This window comes from Mangrovimonas sp. TPBH4, assembly GCF_001280505.1.
GTDB lineage: Bacteria > Bacteroidota > Bacteroidia > Flavobacteriales > Flavobacteriaceae > Mangrovimonas_A.
In genome coordinates, this window is the sequence record NZ_LBIO01000055.1 from 65151 (window position 1) to 90862 (window position 25712).

General features: G+C 38.5%; 22 protein-coding genes and 1 tRNA gene. 12 read left to right on the forward strand and 11 right to left on the reverse strand.

Annotated elements, in window-relative coordinates:
- The first annotated feature begins 15 nt into the window (after window positions 1-15).
- From ZA05_RS12305 to ZA05_RS12320, 4 genes are all read left to right on the forward strand, one after another.
- Window positions 16-543: an inorganic diphosphatase gene (locus ZA05_RS12305; protein ID WP_053991991.1), complete on the forward strand. Its 528-nt coding sequence runs from the start codon at window positions 16-18 to the stop codon at window positions 541-543.
- A gap of 115 nt (window positions 544-658) precedes the next feature.
- The gene (locus ZA05_RS12310; protein WP_053991992.1) at window positions 659-3019 is read left to right on the forward strand and encodes a sodium-translocating pyrophosphatase; all 2361 of its coding nucleotides are present in this window, start codon (window positions 659-661) and stop codon (window positions 3017-3019) included.
- A 123-nt stretch (window positions 3020-3142) separates the two neighbouring features.
- Window positions 3143-4408, forward strand: a complete 1266-nt coding sequence (locus ZA05_RS12315) for an MgtC/SapB family protein (protein WP_053991993.1) — start codon at window positions 3143-3145, stop codon at window positions 4406-4408.
- A gap of 14 nt (window positions 4409-4422) precedes the next feature.
- Window positions 4423-5418 (forward strand): App1 family protein, encoded by a 996-nt coding sequence (locus ZA05_RS12320; RefSeq protein WP_053991994.1) that lies wholly within the window; start codon window positions 4423-4425, stop codon window positions 5416-5418.
- A 5-nt stretch (window positions 5419-5423) separates the two neighbouring features.
- Here ZA05_RS12320 and ZA05_RS12325 read toward each other — a convergent pair whose 3' ends face one another.
- The 5 genes from ZA05_RS12325 to ZA05_RS12345 form a co-directional block, all read right to left on the reverse strand.
- Window positions 5424-6038 carry a deoxynucleoside kinase gene (locus ZA05_RS12325; protein ID WP_053978518.1) on the reverse strand — a complete coding sequence of 205 codons (615 nt, stop codon included), beginning with the start codon at window positions 6036-6038 and terminating at the stop codon, window positions 5424-5426.
- Window positions 6039-6041: 3 nt separating this feature from the next.
- Window positions 6042-6845 (reverse strand): hypothetical protein, encoded by an 804-nt coding sequence (locus ZA05_RS12330; RefSeq protein ID WP_231632493.1) that lies wholly within the window; start codon window positions 6843-6845, stop codon window positions 6042-6044.
- A 64-nt stretch (window positions 6846-6909) separates the two neighbouring features.
- Complete coding sequence (locus ZA05_RS12335; RefSeq protein ID WP_053991996.1) at window positions 6910-7614, reverse strand: response regulator transcription factor; 705 nt, start codon at window positions 7612-7614, stop codon at window positions 6910-6912.
- A gap of 127 nt (window positions 7615-7741) precedes the next feature.
- A complete protein-coding gene (locus ZA05_RS12340) occupies window positions 7742-8425 on the reverse strand; it encodes a response regulator transcription factor (RefSeq protein ID WP_053991997.1) in 684 nt (227 codons plus the stop codon).
- On the reverse strand, window positions 8415-9944 hold the full coding sequence (locus tag ZA05_RS12345; protein ID WP_053991998.1) for a sensor histidine kinase KdpD: 1530 nt from the start codon (window positions 9942-9944) through the stop codon (window positions 8415-8417). The genes ZA05_RS12340 and ZA05_RS12345 overlap by 11 nt, the downstream gene beginning before the upstream one ends.
- Window positions 9945-10069: 125 nt before the next feature.
- Between ZA05_RS12345 and ZA05_RS12350 the strand changes: the two genes are divergently transcribed.
- The 4 genes from ZA05_RS12350 to ZA05_RS12365 all read left to right on the forward strand — a co-directional run bounded on the left by ZA05_RS12350 (window position 10070) and on the right by ZA05_RS12365 (window position 15028).
- A complete protein-coding gene (locus ZA05_RS12350; RefSeq protein WP_053991999.1) occupies window positions 10070-10432 on the forward strand; it encodes a hypothetical protein in 363 nt (120 codons plus the stop codon).
- A 19-nt stretch (window positions 10433-10451) separates the two neighbouring features.
- Window positions 10452-11291, forward strand: a complete 840-nt coding sequence (locus ZA05_RS12355; protein WP_053992109.1) for a GLPGLI family protein — start codon at window positions 10452-10454, stop codon at window positions 11289-11291.
- A gap of 107 nt (window positions 11292-11398) precedes the next feature.
- Window positions 11399-12283 (forward strand): GLPGLI family protein, encoded by an 885-nt coding sequence (locus ZA05_RS12360; protein WP_053992000.1) that lies wholly within the window; start codon window positions 11399-11401, stop codon window positions 12281-12283.
- Window positions 12284-12322: 39 nt separating this feature from the next.
- Window positions 12323-15028: a carboxypeptidase regulatory-like domain-containing protein gene (locus ZA05_RS12365; protein WP_053992001.1), complete on the forward strand. Its 2706-nt coding sequence runs from the start codon at window positions 12323-12325 to the stop codon at window positions 15026-15028.
- A 45-nt stretch (window positions 15029-15073) separates the two neighbouring features.
- Here the strand turns inward: ZA05_RS12365 and ZA05_RS12370 are convergent, their stop codons facing one another.
- Window positions 15074-16909 carry a hypothetical protein gene (locus ZA05_RS12370; protein ID WP_053992002.1) on the reverse strand — a complete coding sequence of 612 codons (1836 nt, stop codon included), beginning with the start codon at window positions 16907-16909 and terminating at the stop codon, window positions 15074-15076.
- 157 nt (window positions 16910-17066) lie between these two features.
- On the opposite strand from ZA05_RS12370, the gene ZA05_RS12375 reads away from it, so the two are divergent.
- The 3 genes from ZA05_RS12375 (at window position 17067) to ZA05_RS12385 (ending at window position 19142) form a co-directional block, all read left to right on the forward strand.
- Window positions 17067-17148, forward strand: a tRNA-Tyr gene (locus ZA05_RS12375).
- 301 nt (window positions 17149-17449) lie between these two features.
- Window positions 17450-18301: a universal stress protein gene (locus ZA05_RS12380; protein WP_053992003.1), complete on the forward strand. Its 852-nt coding sequence runs from the start codon at window positions 17450-17452 to the stop codon at window positions 18299-18301.
- A 76-nt stretch (window positions 18302-18377) separates the two neighbouring features.
- Entirely contained in the window at window positions 18378-19142 is a 765-nt protein-coding gene (locus ZA05_RS12385) for an exodeoxyribonuclease III (RefSeq protein WP_053992004.1), read from the forward strand.
- Between the two features lie 118 nt (window positions 19143-19260).
- On the opposite strand, the gene ZA05_RS12390 is transcribed toward ZA05_RS12385, so the two are convergent.
- From ZA05_RS12390 to ZA05_RS12400, 3 genes are all read right to left on the reverse strand, one after another.
- Window positions 19261-19668, reverse strand: a complete 408-nt coding sequence (locus ZA05_RS12390) for a hypothetical protein (RefSeq protein ID WP_053992005.1) — start codon at window positions 19666-19668, stop codon at window positions 19261-19263.
- A 26-nt stretch (window positions 19669-19694) separates the two neighbouring features.
- Window positions 19695-20456, reverse strand: coding sequence for a hypothetical protein (locus tag ZA05_RS12395; protein ID WP_053992006.1), 762 nt, complete (start codon window positions 20454-20456; stop codon window positions 19695-19697).
- Between the two features lie 76 nt (window positions 20457-20532).
- On the reverse strand, window positions 20533-20919 hold the full coding sequence (locus tag ZA05_RS12400; protein WP_053992007.1) for a hypothetical protein: 387 nt from the start codon (window positions 20917-20919) through the stop codon (window positions 20533-20535).
- 368 nt (window positions 20920-21287) lie between these two features.
- Between ZA05_RS12400 and ZA05_RS12405 the strand changes: the two genes are divergently transcribed.
- The gene (locus tag ZA05_RS12405; RefSeq protein WP_053992008.1) at window positions 21288-22847 is read left to right on the forward strand and encodes a M20/M25/M40 family metallo-hydrolase; all 1560 of its coding nucleotides are present in this window, start codon (window positions 21288-21290) and stop codon (window positions 22845-22847) included.
- Here ZA05_RS12405 and ZA05_RS12410 read toward each other — a convergent pair.
- Complete coding sequence (locus ZA05_RS12410; protein ID WP_053992009.1) at window positions 22844-24028, reverse strand: nitrate/nitrite transporter; 1185 nt, start codon at window positions 24026-24028, stop codon at window positions 22844-22846. The genes ZA05_RS12405 and ZA05_RS12410 overlap by 4 nt on opposite strands.
- Before the next feature lie 139 nt (window positions 24029-24167).
- The gene (gene metK / locus ZA05_RS12415; RefSeq protein WP_053992010.1) at window positions 24168-25421 is read right to left on the reverse strand and encodes a methionine adenosyltransferase; all 1254 of its coding nucleotides are present in this window, start codon (window positions 25419-25421) and stop codon (window positions 24168-24170) included.
- Between the last annotated feature and the right edge of the window lie 291 nt (window positions 25422-25712).

Sequence of the window (25712 nt, forward strand, 5' to 3'; positions counted from 1 at the left end):
AAAAATAAATATTGAATGAGTACGAAAGATGATTTAACCTTTGATGTGTTAATTGAGATCCCTAACGGGAGTCGTAACAAATATGAATATGATTTCGATCTTAAGAAAATCCGTTTCGATCGAATGTTGTTTTCATCAATGATGTATCCTGGTGATTACGGGTTTATTCCTGAAACTTTGGCTTTGGATGGGGATCCACTAGATGTTTTGGTAATGGGGCATCAGCCAACTTTCCCAATGTGTGTGATGGAAGTTAAGCCTATTGGAGTATTCCATATGACAGATGAAAAGGGACCGGATGAAAAATTGATCTGTGTACCAGTATCAGATCCTATTTGGAACAAATTAAGTGACATTAGTGATTTGAACCCTCACAGATTGGAAGAAATCGAGCACTTTTTCCAAGTGTATAAAGATTTGGAAGAAAAGAAAGTTGACGTAGGAGGTTGGGGAGATGCCCAAGAAGCCTATGGAATTTTCAGTAAATGTGTGGAGCGTTATCAAGAAAGTGAACACTTCAAAAAAGGAAGTTTTACCATTTAAGTTTCCTTAAAAAATAAAAAATTCTCAAAAACCCCTTAAAAAAATTAAGGGGTTTTTTATATTCTTTGTTTTTCCTACATTTAACGTAAAATTTTGTAACTAAAAACATTAGGATATGGAATCAAATATGATTTTTGTGCCAATCGCAATGGCAATACTAGGATTGCTTTTTATGTTCGTTAAAATGGCGTGGGTAAAAAGGCAAGCTCCCGGTAGTGAAAGAATGCAGGAGATATCGACTTCAATCAAGGAAGGAGCCCTTGCTTTTCTAAATGCCGAATATAGGTTATTGGCCATTTTCGTTGTGATTGCTTCAGTGGCACTTTTTGCCATTTCATATTTCGTTCCAACAACCCATTGGATTATTATTGTGGCTTTCGTTTTGGGAGCCATTTTTTCTGCTCTGGCTGGAAATATAGGTATGCGTATAGCTACCGAAGCAAATGCTAGAACTGCTGAAGCAGCAAAGACCAGTTTGCCACAGGCTTTAAAGGTCTCTTTTGGCGGGGGAACTGTAATGGGACTTGGTGTGGCAGGTTTGGCTGTATTGGGCTTAAGTTTATTGTTCTTCTTCTTTGTTAAAATGTTTATTACCGGAGAGGGATCCTTTTATGAAGAAATGACCATGGCTTTAGAGGCCTTGGCTGGATTTTCCTTAGGGGCTGAGTCCATAGCTCTGTTTGCTCGTGTTGGTGGAGGAATCTATACTAAAGCTGCCGATGTTGGTGCAGATTTGGTGGGAAAAGTTGAAGCCGGAATTCCAGAGGACGATCCACGAAACCCTGCAACCATAGCGGATAATGTTGGTGATAATGTGGGGGACGTAGCTGGTATGGGAGCCGATTTGTTTGGGAGTTATGTGGCTACGGTTTTGGCAGCAATGGTGTTAGGGAATTATGTGATTAAGGATATGTCCATCGATGGACCATATACAGATGCCTTCAATAATATGGGGCCAATTCTGTTGCCAATTGTAATTGCAGGTGTTGGTATTTTGGCTTCAATTCTCGGAACCTTTTTGGTGAAAATTTCAAGTAATGATGTCAAGGAACGAGAGGTTCAAAAAGCATTGGATTACGGTAACTGGGCGGCAATTCTTTTAACCTTGGTTTCTAGTTTTGTTTTAATAAAATATATGTTGCCGGATACCTTGACCATGAGTTTTTTTGGAGAAGGTTATAAAACGGTGTCTTCCATGCATGTGTTCTGGGCGACCTTGATTGGCTTATGTGTAGGCGCTTTGATTGCAACGGTTACCGAACATTATACGGCTCTAGGGAAAAACCCCGTAAGAGGGATTGTGCAAAACAGTTCCACAGGGTCGGCTACCAATATTATTGCCGGGCTCGCTGTGGGAATGAAATCTACTTTTTTTTCTGTGTTGTTGTTTGCTGTAGCTATTTTTGGGTCTTATGAATTGGCTGGATTTTATGGTGTGGCTATTGCAGCTTCTGCCATGATGGCAACCACGGCCATGCAGTTGGCCATTGATGCTTTCGGACCTATTGCCGACAATGCTGGAGGTGTGGCCGAGATGAGTGAATTGGATCCAGAAGTAAGAGGACGCACAGATATTTTGGACTCAGTAGGAAATACAACAGCGGCGATAGGAAAGGGTTTTGCCATTGCTTCGGCAGCATTGACGGCATTGGCTTTGTTTGCGGCTTATGTAACCTTTACAGGGATTCAAGGAATCAATATTTTTAAGGCAGATGTGTTGGCCATGTTGTTTGTGGGAGGTATGATTCCTGTAATTTTTTCGGCATTGGCAATGGAATCTGTTGGGAAGGCTGCCATGGAAATGGTAAAGGAAGTTAGAAGGCAATTTCAGGAGATACCTGGAATTATGGAGGGAACTGGAAAACCTGAATATGCAAAGTGCGTGGACATCTCTACTCAAGCTGCCTTGCGCCAGATGATATTGCCTGGCTTGATTACAATCATCACCCCGATTATTGTTGGTTTTCTATTTGGAGCTGAGCCTTTGGGAGGCTATATGGCGGGTGTTTGTGTAAGTGGTGTAATGTGGGCGATTTTTCAGAATAATGCCGGTGGAGCATGGGATAATGCCAAGAAGTCCTTTGAAGCTGGAGTGGAAATAGATGGCGAAATGACTTATAAAGGAAGTGATGCTCATAAGGCAGCCGTAACCGGGGATACAGTAGGAGATCCTTTTAAGGATACATCTGGACCGTCCATGAACATTTTAATTAAATTAACTTGTTTGGTTGGTCTGGTAATTGCACCGATTTTGGGAGGGCATTCTTCAGAGACTGCTCTGGCCAATCCTGTGATGAGACACGAAGTAAAGAAAGAAATTAAGGTTGAAATGCAATCTGCAGATATTGAAAATGCTAAAGCAGTGGTGACCAAGAGTTATACCGAAGATGGTAAAACTGTGACAGAAGAGGTGATTTTGGAAGGCAGTTTGGAAGAAGTAAAACAGGCTATCGAAAACCTTAAAAAAGAAGAGTAAGACTTTATTGAGTCTTTTAAGTGTTAATTTGAAAACCATGCTGAGAGGCATGGTTTTTTGTATTAACTATTTTTGAAGGAGGAAACTCCCTACCAACCACATTCGATTTACTATCTTTAGTTTATGAATTACGATCAACTAACCACTTTGGGGGTTGCTTTTGGACTTGGCTTGCTTGTAGGTGTGCAGCGGCAAAAAAGTGACAATAAAATGGCGGGGGTAAGGACCTTTACGCTGTTGTCCGTGTTGGGAGTGATGGCTGGTTTTTTAACCCAATTGTATGATAGCCCATATATTTTACCTGCCTTGGGCTTGTCTATTGCTGCTATGTTTGTAACGGCCAATATGGTTAAATACAAATCTGTCAAATCTCAGGATTTTGGACAGACCACAGAGGTAGCTGCCTTGTTGATGTTTTCTATTGGAGCCTATTTGGTATTGGGAGATCAATTGGTAGGTGTTATTGTGGGAACTTTGATGGCCATTTTGCTATATGTCAAAGAAAGATTGCATCATTTTATCGATCGTTTAAGTGAAAGGGATCTTTCTGCTATTATGACTTTGGCAGGAATTAGTTTGGTGATTCTTCCAATGCTGCCAGATAAAACATTTGGGCCTTTTGGAGTGCTCAACCCTAGAAATATTTGGTTAATGATTACCTTGATTGTTGGGATAAGTGTGGTTGGGTATTTCATTTATAAGTTTGCAGGTAAAAGAGTTGGGCTGATTGCCAATGGGATTTTGGGAGGTTTAATAAGTAGTACGGCCACCACGGTAAGTTATGCGCGGAAAACCAAAAGTAGCAAGGATGTCGATAAAATGGCGGCATTTGTCATTGCTACTGCATCTATGGTGTCCTTGGTTAGGGTACTTATAGAAATAACGGTGGTAGTTCCTAAAAAGCTCAATTATGTTCTGTTGCCGATATTGGCGGAAATTTTAGTGTTGGCTTTGCTTTGTGCAGGCATGTTTTATTGGGTGAATAAGGATGAGACTGGAGATGAAATGCCAGAACCAGAAAATCCAGCCCAATTTAAAAGTGCCCTTTTGTTTGGTTTGTTGTATGCACTTATTTTATTGGCAGTGGCATTTGCAGAAGAGAAATTTGGGAATGAAGCTTTATATTTGGTCTCAATCGTGAGTGGCTTAACCGATGTAGATGCTATCACTTTGTCTATTTCCCATTTAATGAAAATTGATAATATTTCGGTGCATTTGGGGTGGAAACTTATTTTGTTGGCAGCACTTTCCAATTTGGTGTTTAAAGGCATTATGGCAATGATGTTGGGAACTAGACAACTGGCCAAATGGGTGGCTGTTGTATTTGGAATAGCCTTGGTAATTGGCTTGCTTATTATCTGGTTGTGGCCCGACTGGTTGCATTTCTAAAGTAATTTTATTCGATGTTTAAAAAAGGCCCGCTTCAAATTGTTGTTTTTCAAAGTTATGGTACCAATTCACATTTGTATGTAAGGGGAAGGGCTTTGGAGGACGAATCCATTGATCTTAATCAGCAACATATTTTTCATCTATTGGTGAACTCTTGGAAGCGTTTTGAAAGCGATGAAATTAAATATGCCAACCTTAAAATAACCTTGCCAGATTCAAGAATTGTGGAAACCCAAACTGATGACCACGGTTATTTTTTGGTAGATACCATTCTTGAGAATTTGCAGGCATTGGCCAATGAAGAAGGTTGGGTGAACTTTGAAGTATCCTACAGTGATGAGCATCCAAAGCGGAAAATCCAAAACAATAATAGGTTTAAGGGAGAGCTGTTGGTGCCTTCAACGGAGGTGGATTATGGGGTTGTTACCGATATTGATGACACGCTTTTACATACTGGAGTTGTGTCGGTGTTGAAATGGCGGGTGATTTACAATACCATTTTTAAGAATGCCAAGCACCGTTTGCCTCTAAAGGGGGCACCTGAATTTTATCATGTATTGCATAGAGGAAAGTCGGGAGGAAATGCCAATCCAATTTTTTACGTAAGCCATAGCCCTTGGAATATGTACAGATATTTAGAGTTGTTTTTAAGGCAACATCAATTTCCGAAAGGGCCTATTCTGCTGAGGAGCTTTAAAAATATTCTGCAGAAAAAAAGAGGGGATAAACCACAAAAACAAAAGGAGATTTTAAATATTTTGAAGACCTATCCCAAGATGCGTTTCATCCTGATTGGGGACAGCGGAGAATTCGATGCAGATATCTACATTGAAATAGCCCAAATGTATCCGGATAGAATTTTGGCCATCTATCTTCGCAGTGTCAGGCACACCAAAAAAATGCTAAGGGTTCGCGGTTTATTTGAAAATTACAAAACCACGCCAGTACTTTTGGTAGAAAGCAGCGATCAAGCCATAGCTCACGCCAGAGCCAATGGGTTTATCAAGTAAGTTGTTTAGAAAAGACCGTTTATTTGGGCGTCAATTCTATTGATAACCTCACCTAAATCTTCAGGTTTCGACACAAAATCCAATTGGTCCACATCTATAATTAAAAGGTTGCCTTTGTCATAACCATGAATCCAAGCTTCGTAGCGTTCGTTTAGTCGGCTTAAATAATCAATGCTTATAGAGCTTTCGTAATCCCTTCCTCTATTGTGTATTTGGGACACCAAATTAGGAATGGAACTGCGTAAATAAATAAGCAGATCAGGTCCTTGAACCAAAGACTCCATAAGGTCAAAAAGCGAACGGTAGTTTTCGTAATCCCTATTGGTCATAAGTCCCATAGCGTGTAGGTTGGGCGCAAAAATATGGGCGTCTTCATAGATGGTTCTATCCTGAATGATGTCCTTGCCACTTTGCCTAATTTGCAATACTTGTCTAAATCGACTATTCAAAAAGTAAACTTGCAGGTTGAAGCTCCAACGTTCCATTTGGTTGTAAAAATCGTCTAAATAAGGATTGTCTACAACATCTTCAAGTTGAGGTTCCCAATGAAAGTGTTTGGCCAGTAATTTTGTAAGCGTCGTTTTTCCAGCGCCAATGTTTCCTGCTACTGCAAAGTGCATATGTTAATCGATTTTTAGATGGAACTGAGTGAGGGTTTCCTTATCGTAAATATACAAGGTTTGGTTGGTTAGTAAAAACTGTTTTATTAACAATTGGGGAAGGGCAATGGGGTGGAATTGGAGTTGCCCATTTTTCAAAAAGTAAAGTTGATTGCCTTTTTTCAATATAAGAGTTTCATTTACAATACCCATGGTGGTGAAGCCTTCGTTTTTGACTTTGGAAAGTAAACTTCCCGTGTAAGTGTAGGTGTAAAAATAATCTTCGGTAAGTAGCCAACAGTAGTTGTAATTGCTTTTAAGATCCAAAACTGTAGATTGGATAGGCATGGTAGCAGCTTTGGTGGTATTGGTTTTATAATCGTAAAGTTCCAATTGAAATAAATCTTGGTTGAAAATCCAGATATTGTTATCAAAACCAGTGCTTACATGCGACACATTTTTATAGGGCTGTTTGGTGTTGAAATCGATTTTGAAAATTTCAGCCAAACGGTTGTCCAAAATAATAACTGTATTGAAGTCTTTGTAAAATAAATTGATTTTTAACGGATTGAAAGTATTTGCAGAAGAAAGGTTTCCCAATAGAACATTGGCATAGTTGATATCCTTTCCTTGGTATTTCTTATGGAAAGTATTGTTTGATATGTAGTAGAGAGATTCAAAATTGTCAATAGCAATGATGGAATCTGCCTTAAAGGGTCTAGAGTCTACAAGAGTGGCTTTAATGGAGTTTTGGGCAATAGCAAAAATGCCGCAAAAAAGCAATAAAAATAAGGAGTGCTTCATGGAAGATGAAAATACAAAATGCATTTGAAAGTTTGGAGGAGTGGGTAAGAAAAAAAAGCAGCTAAATCAATAGCTGCTTTTTTTATTCTCAATCTTCGTTTACTTGAAACTCAAGTCCTACACCTCTTACTCTCCTTACGCTAATATTCTCATCATCCTTAAAGAACTTACGGACGCGGCTAATAAACACGTCCATACTTCGGCCAGAGAAAAAATCTTTTTTATTCCATACTTTGGTCAGGATGTCTTCTCTTGGAATTAGTTGGTTACGGTAATTGGAGAAAAAATAAATAAGTTGGGCTTCTTTTTCTGTTAGGGTTTGCGTGGAATTTCCCAAATGTAATTCGAGGTTGTTAAAATCGAGCGTGTATTTGCCAATTTGTATAAGATCTGAAGTTTGGGTTTCTACGGTTAGTTTTTGTTGTTGAAGCGTTCTTCGTATGATATTATTGACCCTTAAAATAAGCTCTTCTAATTCAAAAGGCTTTACAATATAATCGTCTGCTCCTAAGCGTAGACCTTTAAAGCGGTCCTTTTTGGTTTTTCTAGCAGTTAAAAATAGAAAAGGTATATGTGGATTGCTGCCCACCATTTTTTTTGCTAAGGAGAAGCCATCCATTTTTGGCATCATGACATCAAGAATACAAATGTCAAAGGTTTGTTTTTTAAACAGCTCAAATGCTTCTTCTCCATTCTGTGCCCAGCTTACCTTAAACTTGTTGAATTCTAAATATTGTTTTAGAGAAGTGCCAAGGTCGATATCGTCTTCCGCCAATAAAATATGCCTTTCCATGAGAGCCTTAGTTTTTGGTAATTAGGAATGCTCCTAAATTTCCTGCAAAAATAGGCAACTTATTAAAGTTAATCAAATGACTAGAATCATGAAAAAAAATGTTAGGCCGAGTAAATTGAAAATGTTGTCAGTAAATCAATTTATACCCAAACCCTCTCACGTTTAAAATCTGAATGTCAGGATCCTCCTTTAATTTTTTTCGGAGTTTAGTGATAAAGACATCCATACTTCTAGCACTAAAAAAATCGTCGTTTCCCCAAAGTTTGTTCAAAATCACAGAACGGTCCAAAACCTTGTTTTTGTTTTGGATCAAGTGGAATAGCAAATGGGCTTCCCTATGGGTTAATTGAATGGAATCTCCATCAAGGAATTGTAAAGTCTGTTTTGGGAAATCAAACGTGAATTTGCCTAGTTGGAAGGTTTTGGAAGCTTTTTGAAGTTGAGAGCGGTTAAGTAAGTTGTGAATCCGTACAATCAGTTCCTCCATACTGAAAGGTTTCTTCAAGTAATCGTTGCCGCCTATGGAAAAACCTTCTACGACATCTTGGGTTTGCGATTTGGCCGTTAAAAAAATAATAGGAATACTGTCATCGATAGCTCTGATGTCCTTGGCTAGTGTAAAGCCATCTTTTTTGGGCATCATCACATCCAAAACCAAAATATCAGGATGTCCTGATTTATAGGTGCTAAAGGCAGCTTCACCGTCAGCGCAGAGGAGTACGTTAAAATCTCTGGTTTCAAGGCTTTCCTTGATAATTTGCCCTAAGGCGGCTTCGTCTTCTGCAAGGAGTATGGTGGTTTTAGGAGTCATTAGGCATGTTAATTTTAAAAGTCGTCCAATCTTTTGTCAGGTCCAATTGAATAGATCCGCTATGTTTTTCAATAATCTTTTTGGTGTAGTACAGGCCAATTCCGAAGCCTTTTACGTCATGTGTATTCCCTTTAGGGATGCGATAGAACTTTTCGAAAATCTGCTCTTTATGTGCAGCGGTAATTGTCTTTCCGCTATCGGAAATTTCTATGTTGAAAGTGTTGTGATCTTGGTTTAACAGTACCTCTATTTGAGGCCCTCCATATTTTATGGCGTTGTCTAAAATGTTGTTGAGCGCATTTTCAAAATGAAACACATCCACCTTGGCCAGTATTTGCTCCTGGGGAGGGTGGAATACTAGGGTTTTGTTTTCAAGCTGTAGTTTATGTTTGTTGATGACGGTTTGTAAAAGCTCTGTAATGTTGCCGGTTTCTTTGTTTAATGGTAGGTTCTCGCTATCTAGTGTGGCGGTTTCCAATAACTTTTCAACCATGGTATTCAGTTTGGAAAGTTGCTGGTTGGAAATGTTTAGATAGGTTTCCGTTTTTTTAGGGTCGTTTTGGGTATTGAAATTCTTAATGCCTTCAATGGCGGCACTAATGGTGGCTATGGGAGTTTTGAACTCATGTGTGATATTGCTGATCAGGTCATTTTTTACTTCAGACAGTTGTTTTTGGTGCTTGATGATTTTCAGTAGATAAAACAAACAGCTGATGACTGCCAATACCAAGACTGTCGATATAAGGATTCCCGAAAGGCTTCGCTGCAATATTTCGGCCGTTTCATTGGCAAAATATACGGTTAGGTTGTTTCCTCTTGGTAAGTATGAGGATTCCGATGTTGTACTTAAAACGGGTAGTTTTTTCAGCTTTTGGTTTTTTGGCGTAAAGGAGAGTTGGTTTACCGTTATGGTATCATTGTCCTTGATGTTTTCTGTGAGTTTGTAATCAATATCAATGCGCTTTCTAAGGAGTTCTTTTTGGAAAAGAGTATCTATTCTAGGCAGAGAGATGCTGTCGCTGGATAATGAAATGACCACTTTGGAGGTTAGTATTTCGAAGGTTTTTCGCTTTGAAGAATCTACGTCGTTGTTAAAGGCTGATTCCGCCACATGATCGATCATTTTTGGCTTGTGCAGATTTAAGGAACTTAACATCGAATCGGCAGCTTTGCCCTTAAAAATCGAAATGCCGTCCATGGATTTCAATTCTAAAGAGTCTAATCCTTTGTGTTGCTTGGTCGAAAAATCGATTTGCTTGATGATGCTATCAAAAGCACCGCCATCTTTCATAAAGGCGTCTTTTCCTTCTCCGCTAAACGCAAAACCAATGGTTGTGTTTTCTGCCAATTCGGTATAATAGGCGTCTACGGCATTATCCAAACTTATTTGTACCTCGTTGATCAATTGCTGCTTGTTGGAAAGGTAGTTCTTGTAGTTCCAATAGACCTGTATCCCAATGGTGCAAAGGATTACCAATACAATAATATATAAAATCCAATTGTAGCGTTTATCGTTCATATCTCAAATGTAAATGTTATGCCACTGGAAAACTAATCGGTTAACACTAGTTAACACTAGTTAACTGTTGGTGCGGAAATTATAAACCATATTTGTAATGTCAATTAATCAAAAAACGAACAGTTATGAAAACATTACTAATTGTATTGGTCACAAGTTTAATGTCTGTTTTGTGCTTGGCACAATCACCAAGCCTAACTGATATTGGAGAAAGTGAAGAGGTGAAATTTGAAAGTATTTCTATTAGTGTTAATGCTGAATCTTTGCAAGATTTGGAAGAGTTGAACCTAGATGAAATCCTGACAATTTTTAAAAATTCAGAGCCAGACAGAGAGTTGTCATTCGAAATTGTGTGCTATGGCGAACAGATGAAAAATGGAAAGAAATCTTCATTAGCCATGAAAGCCGATGGCAATTCCAATGACTTGGAAGCTTTTTACAATCAAATTAAAGCAATTAAAAAAATGGCTCTTGGCTATTACAATTAAAAATATAAAAGAACCACTTATGAGAACAGTTATTAAAGTTTTTGCCGTTTTGCTGGTATTCACAACGGTTGTCAATGCTCAGGATTTTACGGGTATTGCCACTTACAAAACCAAACGTAAAATCGATATCCAGCTGGATAGTACTCAGGTAAATTCTGAGATGCACCAAAAAATGATGGAAATGCTTAAAAAGCAATTTGAAAGGACGTTCATTCTGTCATTCAATAAAGAGGAGTCTGTGTATAAAGAAGAGGAAAAGTTGGGCGGACCCCAAACGGGTGCTGTTGTTGAGGTAATTGCAATTAACACTGGAGGGTCTGATATTTTGTATAAGAATACAAAAGAAGAACGCTATACCAATCAAAATGATGTGTTCGGAAAGATTTTCTTGATAAAAGACCAGCTCCAAAAAGAAGAATGGCAATTTCAGTCAGACACCAAAAATATCGGGGAGTATACATGTTACAAAGCAACTATTGCAAGGGAACAACCTAAGATGGTTGGGAGAATTAGTGTAAATGGCGATAAGGATTTAAGTAAGGATAGAGAACCAGAAATGGAAACGGTAACAGTAACCGCTTGGTATACGCCTCAAATTCCAGTTAATAATGGGCCTGCCAACTATTTTGGTTTACCGGGGTTGATCCTTGAAGTCAATGATGGTTCCGAAACCATTATTTGTAGTAAGATTGTCTTAAACCCGACCGATAAGGTTGAAATCTCCGAGCCTAAGAAGGGGAAGGAGGTAACCCAAGAGGAGTTTGACAAGATCGTTGAGAAAAAACTTAAGGAAATGGAGGAGCGTTACAGTTCTGAACGTGGTGACGGCCACAATATTGAAATTAAGATTGGCGGATAGTATTTAAGAAAATTTTAACATTTGTAGGGTTAACTATTAAAGATTTCATAAGTCTAATATGATGTTTTAAGGATAATTTTATCATTTAACATCAACTAACTTATCTTATGAAATCAATTTCAACCAAATTATGCCTCTTGTTCATGCTCGTAATGGCGAGTGTGACAAATGCACAAGAATTTCAAGGCAAAGCCATTTACGAATCCAAGACCACCATAGATGTGGCCAATTTTGGTAGAGGGAGGCAACTTACCGAGGAGCAAAAAAAGATGATTTCCGAACGTATGAAACAAATGTTTGAAAAAACATTCATACTGGTGTTTAACAAAACCGAGTCCGTTTATAAGGAAGAGGAAAAACTGGAAACACCTGGTGCGGGAGGCGGTCCTTGGAGAGGAATGATGGGCAATTTTACTGCAGGGGCACAATATAAAAATGTGAAAGACGCACAATTGTTGCAGGAGCAGGAATTTTTTGGCAAGCAATTTTTAATTAAGGATGACCTGCCAAAGTTGGAGTGGAAAATGGAAAATGAAACTAAGCAAATTGGTCAATATACTTGTTTTAAGGCTACGGCCATTAAAAAAGTAGACGAAATGGACTTTAGCAGTATGAGACCCCGTCCACCTAGAGACCGCAATGAGTCGCAAGAAAAGGAAAAGGCCAAGGATTCTACTTCCAAAAATGTGATGGACGAGGTTGAGGTTCCAAAGGAAATTGTCATTACGGCTTGGTATACACCACAAATTCCAGTCAACCAAGGGCCCGGAGAATATTGGGGATTACCGGGATTGATCTTGGAGGTCAATGCCGATAGAACAACCATTTTATGTTCTAAAATTGTATTGAACCCAGATGAAAAGGAAACCATTAAAGTACCAACAAAAGGGAAAGAGGTTACCAGGGAAGAGTACAACGACATCATGAAAAAGAAAATTGAGGAAATGCGTGAAATGTATGGTGGTCGACGAGGTGGAGGCCGACGTTTTTAATTGCAATTTCTATAACATCAAACAATCCAAACCACTAAAATGAAAAGACTTTTATATGTTATGTTGCTTTTGGCGACAAGCTATTCTTTTGCCCAAATTAAAGTAGAAGGCGTTGTAAAGGATAGTATTGGAACTCCTTTAGAATTAGCCAATGTTATTGCCATCAATCAAGAAAGCAATATTTTGGAATCCTTCGGAACGACCAATGATAAAGGACGTTTTAAACTCAATTTGAAGGCCAATACCAAGTATAAAATTCAGGTGAGTTATATTGGGATGAAAACGCATGAAGAAATGCTAACTACCCAGGAAGCCGATATGTCCAAAGACTTTTCGTTGCAAATGGACAATACCCTTGACGAGGTGGAATTGGTGTATGAAATGCCTGTGACCGTTAAAGGAGATACCTTGATCTACAATGCCGATTCCTTTAAAAACGGTACGGAAAGGAAACTAGGGGATGTGCTTAAAAAGTTGCCGGGAGTAGAGGTTACGGATGATGGAGAAATTGAGGTGGAAGGGAAAACCGTGTCCAAGGTAATGGTGGACGGTAAGGATTTTTTTGATGGAGACTCAAAATTGGCCACTAAAAATATTCCTTCCAATGCCGTGGATAAAGTGCAGGTACTTAAAAATTATGCTGAAGTAGGGCAGTTAAAAGGCGTAACCGATAATCAGGATAACATTGCCATAAATATTAAATTAAAGGAAGGTAAAGAAAACTTTTGGTTTGGGGATATTACTGGAGGTTCCGGGGTTGCCAATGATGACGGTTTGTATTTGCTGCAGCCAAAATTGTTTTATTACAGTCCCAAATATAGTATCAATGTTATTGGGGATTTGAACAATATTGGGGAAGTGGCTTTTACAAGACGCGATTATTTTAATTTCAGTGGGGGATTTAGGATGCCCAGTCGCCAAAGTGGAACCAATATAGATTTGGGCAACAACAATCTTGGGTTTTTGGCCATGCAGAACAATCGTGCCAAAGCCATTAACACTAAGTTTGGAGCGGCTAACTTCAGCTATTCGCCCAAAAAATCATTGGATGTAAGTGGGTTTGCTATTTTTTCAAATACCAAGACCGAACTTCAAGAAAATAATTTTGTGCAATACACAAACCCAGAATTGGGAATCCCCGATGAGGTTACCCAAAGTAACACCTTGCAGCGAAGCGATTTGGGAATGTTGAAATTGAGCGCTAAATATCAACCTAATGTCAATAACCAATTGGATTATGATGTTCTTGGACGCATGTCTAAAGAGTCGCAAGACCAATTGTTTAATTCTTCTGTAATAGGTAATACCAATCAGTTTGAGGAAACCAGTCCTTATAGTATCAATCAAAATCTGAACTATTACTATACCCTGACAGAGAAACATATTTTCGCTTTGGAAGTTCAACATTTACTTCAAGATGAAGATCCGTTTTACAATGCAATTTTGGAGGATAAGGAAAATTATGAGAATACAGCCAATGCCTTAGGGATGAACGCCAATCAATTGGTGTATGATATTGCGCAGGACAAGCGTATAAAGTCCAATCAAATGGATGCCAAGCTGGATTATTGGAATGTGTTGAGCCAGAGAAGTGATATCAATTTTACCTTAGGAACCATTTTGAGCAATCAAAAATTTGATTCGGAGATTTTCCAGTTTTTGGATGATGGTTCAGTTTTCAATCCTACACCAACCTTTAACGATGGTTTGGATACCAACAATACCGATTATAATTTCAGTGATGTTTATTTGGGCGTGCATTACCGCTTTAAACGTGGGATGTTTACGGTGTCGCCTGGGTTTTCTGCCCACGCCTATAGCACAAAAAATGAACAGTACGGGGATACGTATAAGGATAACTTCTTCCGTGTGCTCCCAGATTTTAACATGCGTATTCAGTTGAAAAAAAGTGAGAGCATTAATTTGAATTATAGAATGCAAACTCAGTTTACCGATGTGACCAATTTGGCCAAGGGCTTGGTGTTGAATAGCTATAATTCCATTTTTGCGGGGAATGAGGCCTTGGACAATGCGGTGTCGCATAACGTAAACCTGACCTACTTTAGTTTCAATATGTTTAATTACACCAATGTGTTTGCCAATGTAAGTTACAGCAAGCGAATTGATCAAATAAGAAACCTGTCCAATTTTGAAAGTGTGATTCGTACCAGTTCTCCTTTCAATTCATCCTTTGCAGATGAGACGGCTTCGGCCAGTGGGCGTTTTCAAAGACGTTTTGGAAAATTGCAGGCTTCTGTAAATGGAGGTTTAACCTATTCCAAATTTGCCCAATTCATTCAGTCGCAAACCTCGGTGAATGAAAATTATACCCAGAATTATAGAGCTGAGTTGCGTACCAATTTTAGGAATGCACCAAATGTGGAAGTTAGCTATGCCTATACCATTCAGGACAGCGATCAAGGCGATACCAGAGCCAAGTTTTATACTAGTGTGCCGTCCATAGAGTTTGATGCTTATATATGGAAATCGGTGACGTTTAGAACCGATTTCTCCTATACCAATTTCAGTAATGAAGATGGCACCATTAACGACTATAAGTTTTGGAATGCATCCTTGTCCTATAGAAAAAATCAAGATGCCAAGTTGGAATACGAATTAAAAGCAACCAACTTGCTGGATACCAGATCTCAAAATGAGAGTAGTGCCAGTGATACCAGTATCAGGGCTAGTGAGTATTATATTCAGCCACGGTATGTTACCTTTAGGTTGATTTATACGTTGTAAAAACAAAGAGCCTGCTCATCTGAACAGGCTCTTTGTTTTTTTTTATTACATATCTCTTATGACGTGAATTGAGCCTGTAATTGTAGTTGTGATGTTTCCATCTGTTTCACCTTCAAACTCTATTTCTATATATTGTCCAACGTCACCAAATTCAATAACTTCCACGGTCACTCCTTCTTGCGGCCATTCTAGCCAGTTCAAATTTTCGTCATCAAGAAATATCATGGGGTTTGTGTATGTGCCTGGGCCTGTGAAATCACTTATCTCTATTTGAAAGGAATTGGCTAAGGCTATATTGTTGTAGGGAACCTGAGTTTTAATTATTAATTCCTCACCGATTAATTTTGCAAAAAAAGGAGCTATGTGATTAATTTCTGGATAACCAGCTTGTTGATAGGTGAGGTGTTCCTCAATATCAGAGCATGCAGTTAAACTGCCCATATTGGTTTCGGGAGCTGTAAAGCTATAGTTGAAAGGCGCTGTTTGTTGAGAACCTTCTAAGTCATAGGCCTGTAATATAAAGTTATTGCTCGAAGTATTACATCTTAAAATATCAAAATCAAAATTACCATCGGTTACATAATAGGTGGAAAATTGGTCATTATAATTAAAGGAAATAATGCCGTTAGTTATAGGTGTTCCTTCGCAAGTATGAAAAGTACCGGTAATATGTTCGGTATTGATTGAAGTTGGAACTACGTTTGCGGTTATGTTTAGAGAGGTGTCTTCGGTAAAAGGCCCTATTGAATTACTGCTTAATGGTATTCCGCAGGGCATTCCCAATACATTGAAAGGATCAGCTGTATAGGCAGATATTTGCAAGGTTTCATTCTCTGGCGCCATACACGAAACTTCTCCATCGCTATTAGTATAGCCAATAGTATAGCCACTTGTGTATCCAAAGTAATTAGTAGTATTGAGTTTTACCCTCATGTTAGATATTGGGCTGCCTTCTTCATTGCTTAAGGTAATGTATAGACTTACAAAATCTACAAAGGAACCATAGTTCCAAAATGTAAAATGAGATACCGTACCTATATAGGAATTGTCTATTAAGGTGGCTACACCGTCTTCAATCCAATAGCCATTAACTTCATCAAAATACGATAGAGGTATGGTGCTAGGTAGATTATCTATGAGAGAGGCGTCTATGGGAATCTTGATTTCTGCCGTGGACCCATCTGCCAAGTTTAAAGTTTCTCCATTTGAGCCTTTCAATTCTACAGCAAGCATACCATAAGTTTGAAGTGCTTTGGCTTGGTTTTGGTTATTGGCAGCATATAACATCCCTGGCATTTGATTTTGAGAGTCCTCTAGGTTAGGATCTAAAGAATGCATTACTACATTGACATCACCTGTATAGTTGGTGCCGTCTTCCTTTAGATACTCTCCATTCAGGCTAACTGAAGCGCCATTAGATAAACTAATAGTTTCTGAAGTTCCACTGGAAGTGGTGCCAACAGTGGTTGCTTTCATTAACATTATGGTAATATTGTTAATTCCTGAGGTCGGTACGACAGATCTTGAGCCATTGATATAGCCGGATTTCTCCGCTTTGATATAGGCAAAGCGTTCATGGACAGTGGCATTTTGTATGATGAAAATTCCGTTTTCATCTGTTTGTACAGAGGTTTCATCAATTGTTATCGTTGCATCTGCAATAGGATTATGGTTGGAGTCAATAACGTTTCCAAAAAAGGTTCTTGAAATCTCAGTTCCAAAATTCAAAGCAAATGCATCTGGGTCATGAGGTTGTGGGGTGGTGGGGGTAGTTGAAACTGGATTTTCTGTATTACCGGTTGGGTTTGGACTATCATCTTTCTCACAGCATAAAAATGTTAACAGAAAAAATGAAAGTAGTAGTGTGGCTGGTTTCTTCATAGTATTTTTTGATTGTTTTTTCTTACAATATACTAAATAATTCTTATTGTTTGAGAGTAAAAATATTGTGGTATAAATTCGAAACATAAATGTTGTAATCTTTTATCTTTTTTATTTGCGCAAATGAAAAACTGTAGTATATTTGCGCTCGGTTTTGGGGGAGATACTCAAGCGGCCAACGAGGGCAGACTGTAAATCTGCTGACTATGTCTTCGCAGGTTCGAATCCTGCTCTCCCCACTAAAACATCAGAAGCCTGCAAGAAATTGCAGGCTTTTTGCTTTTTAAATACTTCCTGGTTTAGTCAGCTTCTCTTTTAAAATTAGGAACTCTTTGAGTTCAAATCCCTGCTGATAAATGTCATTGTTTTAGGTGTTTAAGTTGCGTAACTTTAGTAGTGAAATCTTGTGATCAAATTTGTAAAATGTTACAGCGGTTTTATTATCGATATCCCTGGATTTTATTGAGAATTAGTTAAGGTTTGTTCCAAAGTATAGCAGGTGAAGGGCCATAAATTAAGTGTGAATTAAACTTAAATGTCATGAAAAATATACTCCTTCCCACCGATTTTTCTGAGAATTCTTGGAATGCCATCAAATATGCCCTGCAGCTATTTGAGAATGAAACTTGTAAATTCTATTTACTCCATACCTATACACCTCCAATTTATCAAGTGGATTATGCCTTGATGATTCCTGATAATTTAAGTATGGTAGATACCGCTAGGGCAAAAGCCGTAGAAGGGTTGAATGATTTTATGGAACGTATAAATAAAGAGTTTCCCAATTCCAAACACACCTTTGAGTCTCAGGCTATCTTTAATACCTTGATTCAGGAAATTATCATATTTGCTAGGCAAAAGGCCATAGACTATATCGTAATGGGGACCAAAGGTGCTTCGGGAACCAAAGGTATTTTATTTGGTTCCAACACAGTGCATGTCTTTAAAAATGTAAAATGCCCAGTGCTAGCTATTCCTGAAGATTTTTCTTTTGAAACACCTCATGAAGTCCTATTTCCAACCGATTATTCCATTCAATATAAGGAAAGTCAATTAAAGCCTATTCGTGATATTTTGTCAGCTCATAGCTCTCGGATAAATATTTTAAATGTAGTCCCAGATATAGGTTTGTCCGACTGGCAAGAAAGCAACAAGGCAATCTTGGATGGTTACTTCAAAAACATGGCTCATATTTTTCATAGTTTGAGAGACTTGACTGTTGTGGAGGCTATAGCAAAATTTCAGGTCAAGGCAAAAATCAATTTGCTGGTTATGATCAATAATAAGCATTCGTTTTTTGAAAATTTGTTTTTCAAATCCAATGTTAACCAAATAGGGTTCAATCTTAAAGTTCCATTTTTATTGATTCCTTCAAAATTATTAGATACATAAATTTAGTCTAAATCGGTTTTTTGAAAGCAAGGTTTTTCCTTTAGGATTTGTTTGATGGTTTAATTTGAAAAGGCGTATGAAAATTGTTTCTTGGAATGTCAATGGCATAAGGGCAATATTGCAAAAGGGGTTTAAGGAAGCCGTTGAGAATATGGCTCCTGATATATTGTGTTTGCAGGAAACTAAGGCGCAGGATGATGAAGTGGTCAAGGCATTGGGAGATTTAAAGACTTATACTCTTAAATCCAATTCGGCTAAAAGGAAGGGATATTCTGGAAGTGCTTTGTTGTTAAAATCTATGCCTATAACGGTAACCAATGATATTGGAATCGGGGTGCATGATGATGAAGGGAGGGTACAGTGTGTGGAATATGAAGGCTTTTATCTGGTGAATGTATACGTTCCCAATTCTGGGCAAAAATTGGATAGATTGGAGTATAGACAGCAATGGGATAAGGATCTTTTAAAGTATTTAAAAGATTTAGAAACTAAGAAACCTGTTGTGGTTTGTGGGGATTTTAATGTGGCGCATCAGCCCATAGATTTGAAGAACGATAAGGCAAACTATAATAAAACTGCAGGGTATACTCAAATAGAGATTGATGGAATGGATGCTTTTCTTGTTTCCGGTTTTGTAGATGTATATAGAATGTTGCACCCGGACGAAGTTGCTTATACCTATTGGAGCTATCGTTTTAAGGCTAGGGAGCGTAATGTAGGTTGGCGGATCGATTATTTTCTTATTAGTCGTGTGCTGCAGGACAAGGTTAAATCGGTGGAGATTTTGAGTGATATTTATGGTTCAGACCATTGTCCGATACAATTGGAAATTGAGCTGTAAGTTTATTTAGGTGTTCCTTGTTGGGCCTTATTGTTAATTTGACTTTAATGACAAATAAGCAAAGTAAGGTCTCCCCAATTGTTAATTGGAGCTGTATATCCGGTTGTCAATATTGAAATTATAGGCTTTTTACGAAGCTGAACACGATTTTTTTAAATGAACGGAAATTATTCTCAAAGGCGGTAATACGTTCTTTGATTTTTCTATGTTCTTCCCTAAAACTGCTGTCGGAGAGTTGTTGGTTGCCAATTTCAATTTTTGAAAGTGAGCGCTCGTGTTTCATTATGACTTGTTGAAAGTCCTCAAAAAGATCTTTATGGATTTGGTCCAGCTCCCGAAGCATTTCTGTGTGTTGTTTCTGTTGCTCTGTAGTAGGCGCTTTTTTTGATAAAAGATCTTCAAAAAATCGGGTTTCATCTTTCCAAAAAGCTAAGTTTTCTAGCCATTCTTTGCTTTCAAAGTGCAGTACGTTCAATCCTGCTTCCAATAGGAGTTCGGTTTTTGGATTTGTGTGTGTAGTTTCCATAATGTATATTTTCAAGGGGTTAAGAATTATAAATACCTTTTTATAAAACTGTCACGAATATTATTTCTGGCAGTTTGTATCAAGTGTATAACTTTTATAGTTTTCATATGTTTAAGCTGCGCTATTTCAGTTGGAGTGAAATTGTAGTTTGCAAACAATTCGAATACGGATTGCATTCGCATGGGAAGTTTTTTTACCACCATGGCTATGTGTTTTTGTATTTTGGCTTCATCGAGTTGTTTGTCCAACTGCTCAATGTACTTTTCCTCGTCATCCTTAACAAAAACATGGTTTAAGGTGTAATCGTTTTTGTTGTAGGAGCTGTCGTCCAATTCTTCAAGCATCAGTAAATCGCCATCTCCATCTGTACTGAATTGTTCTTCCATTTCCTCCCATTCGTCCTTTGTGAAATCATCAATGTTTTCATAAAAAAAGTCGTCGAATTCTTCTTCAACAGTTATGTCGTCCAGTAAGTTGTCCGTTTTTTTAAATAGCCATAGATAAAAATCATCAGCCTTTTTTACGTCCTCAATGTTATCGTATACTTCTATAAAAAGTTGGTCTACAAAATCGTCGACATTGTATTTGTTTCTGGAAAAATGGGGGAGGTTGGACAGTTTATCCAATCTTCCTTTGATATATTTCTTGATGCTCGGTAATATATTTAGGATTAGATTATTGAAAGCTTCCTTGTCATCTGCTTTTTTTAGGCTGATGAGTTCCGGGAAGACCTTTGTAATCGATGTCCGTATATTTCTCTGTTTGTAAATGCTTGCTGTAGTTTTCATGGCTTTTATGTTTTAATTTTGTTCTTTGGTTTTGGGCCGTAAGCTTTTGGATTACGGCCCTGTTTTGAGAATACTTTTACATTTGTTTTGTAAGGAATTTAAATAACTCCTTTTTTAAATCATGGTAGATCATTCTTTGGGTTTCCATACGCTCTCTTAACATAAAGTGTTTTTTCGCCAAGTCATAATTCAACACGGTTTCAGATTTTTTGTCGTGTTGGGCCATGTCTGTTTCGTGTACATTAATGTCGTGCTGTAGTGTGTCCATAACTTCTTTTTGGCGAATAAATTGGTTTTGAAAATGTTCCAATTGTGCCAATACGCTGTGGTTGGTCCAACGTTTCACAACCTCTTCCAAGCGGTTGTTGAATGATTTTAATTCATCTTCCCAAAATAAGAGCTCTCTTTCCCATTGTTTGTGCTCAAAATGGAAATCTGAATTTTGGATTATTAGCGTTTCCATGAGTCTAAATTTTAAGTGTTGTTCCTGTTTAACTCACAGGTTTTTGATTTTGCCAAGATTCCTGTTAACGGAAAGCGACATTGTAGAACGTTAATAATTTTGACAGGATTTTTATGAGAAGCTTAATCTTGGAGAGATAAAATGGGGAGCTATTGAGCATTAAATATAAGTGTAAAAAAGCAAAATTGAAATGATATTTATCAGTTGTAAATGAGTGTTTTGTGTTAAATTTTTTAAAGGAATAAGGTTGCGGGGAATCAGGGTATTTCGATTTTGACTTTGTTTTGAGGCTTCCCAAAAGTCTTTGGTGCTATGTCTTAAAATAATTTTATTTTAGAGCTTATTAAGAATAAACGTAAATCAGAAATATGATATATAATCTGCTTAAACGATATTTGGTTGTTTTGGGAATTTTGGTAGTCCCTATGGCGCAGGCTCAGGAGTTGCAAAACATCATATCCCAAATAGAGGAGGAGGCCATTAAAAATTCGGAATTGGAAAACTTGGCGCATAATCTTTTGGATGTTATTGGTCCTCGGTTAACCGGAACGCCCCAAATGGAACAGGCCAGTGATTGGGTAATGGAAACTTATAAAAAATGGGGCATTGATGCCAAAAGGGAACAGTGGGGTGAATGGAAAGGATGGGAGCGTGGCATTACTCATATCGATATGGTTGCGCCTCGCGTGCAATCTTTAGAGGGGATTCAGTTGGCTTGGAGTCCTACAACACCGCCTGAAGGCGTGGTTGGAGAAGTGGTGGCATTACCATATGTAAAAGATTCCATACATTTTCAAAAATGGCTAAAGGGTGTAAAGGGAAAGTTTGTTTTGACCTCCATGTATCAGTTAACGGGACGCCCTGATGATAGTTGGGAGAAGTTTGCAAGGCCGGAATCGTTTGAAAGGTTGAAAGCATCTCGTGATTCCATAAAGCGTGAGTGGTATGCCAATATTAGAAGAACGGGTTATAAAAGTGCAGACATTGTAAGGTTGTTGGAGAATGCCGGTGCGGTTGGGATTATTTCCTGTTATTGGTCCAAAGGATTTGGGGTGAATCGTATTTTTTATTCTAAAACAAAGGGTATTCCAACCCTTGATGTTGAATTGGAAGATTATACCATGCTTTACCGGTTGGCAGAAAGAGGAGAAAAACCACAGGTTAGGGTGGTGGCTCGCTCCAAGGATTTGGGCTTGGTACCCGCGTTTAATACCATAGGAATGATCAAAGGTTCGGAGAAGCCTGAAGAGTATGTTATTTTATCGGCGCATTTGGATTCTTGGGATGGTGCGACAGGAGCTACCGATAATGGTACGGGAACGGTATTAATGATGGAAGTAATGAGGATTTTGAAAAAAGTGTATCCCAATCCAAAACGCACCATATTGGTAGGGCACTGGGGGAGTGAGGAGCAGGGCTTGAATGGTTCTAGGGCATTTGTGGAAGACCACCCCGAAATTGTGGAGTATGTACAGGTAGTGCTCAATCAGGATAATGGCACGGGGAGAATTACTGAAATATCTGGTGCTGGATTTTTAAATTCTTATGAGTATCTCTCGAGGTGGCTGTCTGCAGTTCCTGAGGATGTTTCTAAACATGTTAAAACTATTTTTCCTGGATTGCCCAGTAGCAGTGGTTCAGATAATGCTTCCTTTGTGGCGGCGGGAGTACCTGCTTTTTATTTGGGAGCCCTTAACTGGAATTACAGAGATTATACTTGGCATACCAACAGGGATACCTACGATAAAATTGTGTTTGATGATTTAAGAAACAACGTTGTTTTAACTGCTGTTTTGGCTTATATGGCTTCCGAAGATCCCGAAACAGCCTCTCGCGAAAAAATAGTCATGCCCATAGATCCAAAAACAGGCGAGCAGCAATTCTGGCCCGAGCAGAAATCACCGAAAAGATTGGGAGGTGTGGATTAGTTATTTTGGGCTTTAGGTTTAAATATAGCCATAAGCCCTAATATAGGGCCGATAGCTAAAATGGTAAATATTAATGGCGAATTGAAAGTGTTGCCTAGTTGTCCTAGAAGTTGAATGCTGAAGATGGTAATGGCAAAGCCAATGCAATTTACAATGGTAAGGGCAGTTCCTTTTATTTCGGTGGGTGCGTTTTGGGCGACCATAGTTGAAAACATGGGGGAATCCATGATGACTACCATTCCCCATAAAATTAAAAACGAAACAAAGAAGATAGTTCCCAATTGAAATGCAATAGGGTAAAGAAGGCAGCATATGCCTGAAAGTAAAAGAGCTGTGGCTGCAGTACGTTTCACTCCTTTTTGTTGTGAAATATATCCAGCGAATACACAAGAGAGACTTCCAATAGCGATTATAGAAAATGCGGCGATTGGGATATTGATGTGACTGCCGTTTTGGAGGTTGTATTGTTTTAGCATAAAAGGGACGAAGGTCCAAAAGGCATAGAGTTCCCACATATGTCCAAAGTACCCAAAGGCTGCCGAACGGAATTTTTTGTTTTTAAAGACTCTTGAAACAGCCTTAAAATCCAAACCTTTGCTTGCTGCTCTATAAGGGCCGTTTGGCACAAAAATGGCAATGGCCAAACCTCCAAAGACGGCTAGGCAAGAAGTGGCCATTAATACATTGGTCCAAGAAATGGTTTGCATAATACCCTTCAAAAGGTGGGGGAGTGCTGTGCCAATAACCAAGGCACCTACCAGAAATCCCAATGATTTTCCAAGTCCTTTTTGATAGTAATCCGCAGCGATTTTCATGCCCACGGGATAAATGCCAGCAAGGAAGAATCCCGTTAAAAAACGAAAGATGATTAAGGTGGCGTAGCTGTTGTTTTCAAAAATCATGCAGCTATTGGAAATGGCGCCTAGGATAGCGCAAGTCAAAAAAACTTTGGAAGGTGAAAACCTGTCTGCAATGGTGAGTATGGCAAAAATTAAAGTGCCCATGATAAAGCCAAACTGAACAGCTGAGGAGAGGTGACCCAGAGCGGTTTCATTCAAATTGAAATTTTTAATCAAATTATCCATAATGCCATTGCCTGCAAACCAAAGTGAAGTGCAGCAAAATTGTGAGATTACAATGATGGGCAGAATGTGATTGGCTGGCTTTTCAGAGATTGTCATTCAGAAAAAATGTTGGTTTAATCTAAGTTTGGTTCACTCTAAATTCGTTCATTTTTTTCAGAAAAGCATAACAGATAGAAATAAAAATGCCTCGAGATTTTCTCGAGGCATTTTGTAATAAAGGTTATTTTATAATCTATTAAAGTCCAAAAGTGGTCTTTACTTTATCTACATAATCCAATTTTTCCCAAGTAAATAGTTCAACATCCATAGTGATGTCCTCTCCATTTGGTTGAGAAAATACTTTAGAAACCACTTCATTGGTGCGGCCCATATGTCCGTAAGCAGCAGTTTCGCTATACATTGGTTGACGTAACTTCAGGCGTTCTTCAATGGCTGCCGGACGCATATCGAAAATCTGGCTTACTTTTTTAGCGATCTCCCCATTTGTTAAGTCAACATGCGAAGTCCCATAAGTATCCACAAAGATTCCCATAGGCTCTACAACGCCAATAGCGTAACTCACCTGAATCAAGACCTCGTCACAAACACCAGCTGCAACCAAGTTTTTGGCAATGTGCCTTGTGGCGTAAGCAGCACTTCTGTCCACCTTACTAGGGTCTTTTCCTGAAAAAGCACCACCTCCGTGAGCGCCTTTGCCTCCGTAAGTGTCAACAATAATTTTTCGTCCAGTCAATCCTGTGTCTCCGTGAGGGCCACCAATTACAAATTTTCCCGTAGGATTGATGTGGTAGGTAATATCGTCGTTGAACAATTGTTGAATATGCTCTGGTTGTTTTGCAATAACACGTGGAATTAAAATTTCCACTAAATCCTTACGGATTTTAGTCAACATGTCGTCGTCATTTCCAAAATCGTCGTGTTGGGTAGAAATTACAATGGAATCAATCCGTTGAGGGACATTGTCATCGCTGTATTCAATAGTCACCTGACTTTTGGAATCAGGGCGTAAATAAGTAATGTTCTGATTTTCTCTTCTCAATTCCGCAAGCTCCTTAAGAATGTTGTGAGATAAATCCAATGCCAAAGGCATGTAGTTTTCGGTTTCGTTGGTGGCATAGCCAAACATCATTCCTTGGTCACCAGCTCCTTGTTCTTCTTTGGAGGCTCTGTCTACACCCCTGTTGATGTCTTCAGACTGTTCGTGGATTGCAGAAAATACCCCGCAAGAATTTCCGTCAAACATATAGGAACCTTTGGTGTATCCAATTTTGTTGATGGTATCCCTTGCTATTTTTTGAACATCTAAGTAGGTGTTGGACTTTACCTCCCCGGCAAGTACTACCTGTCCTGTGGTTACCAAAGTTTCGCAGGCTACTTTAGAGTCTGGGTCAAAGGCTAGAAAATTATCAATAAGAGCATCACTTATTTGGTCCGCTACTTTGTCTGGGTGTCCTTCAGATACACTCTCCGAAGTAAATAAATATGCCATAAAATAAAAATATAATATACTTAATATGGAGAGATTTGACGGTAGCGTCAAAGGAAGTTGTCACTGTCCTTTAGCATTTTTTAATGAGGTTGCAATCAGTCAAATCTTTCCTCTAAAATTCGGCTACAAATGTACAGATTAAATTAGAAGAACAAAACCCTTTGCCTTAAAAAGCAACTTAACGAATTGTTAATATATAAATTGGGTCATTTTTGAAGGGAAATGTTTAATATTTAAAAAAAAATGCTATACTATACTTTTTAGCAAAGAATCATTAATTAAAGAGTGAAA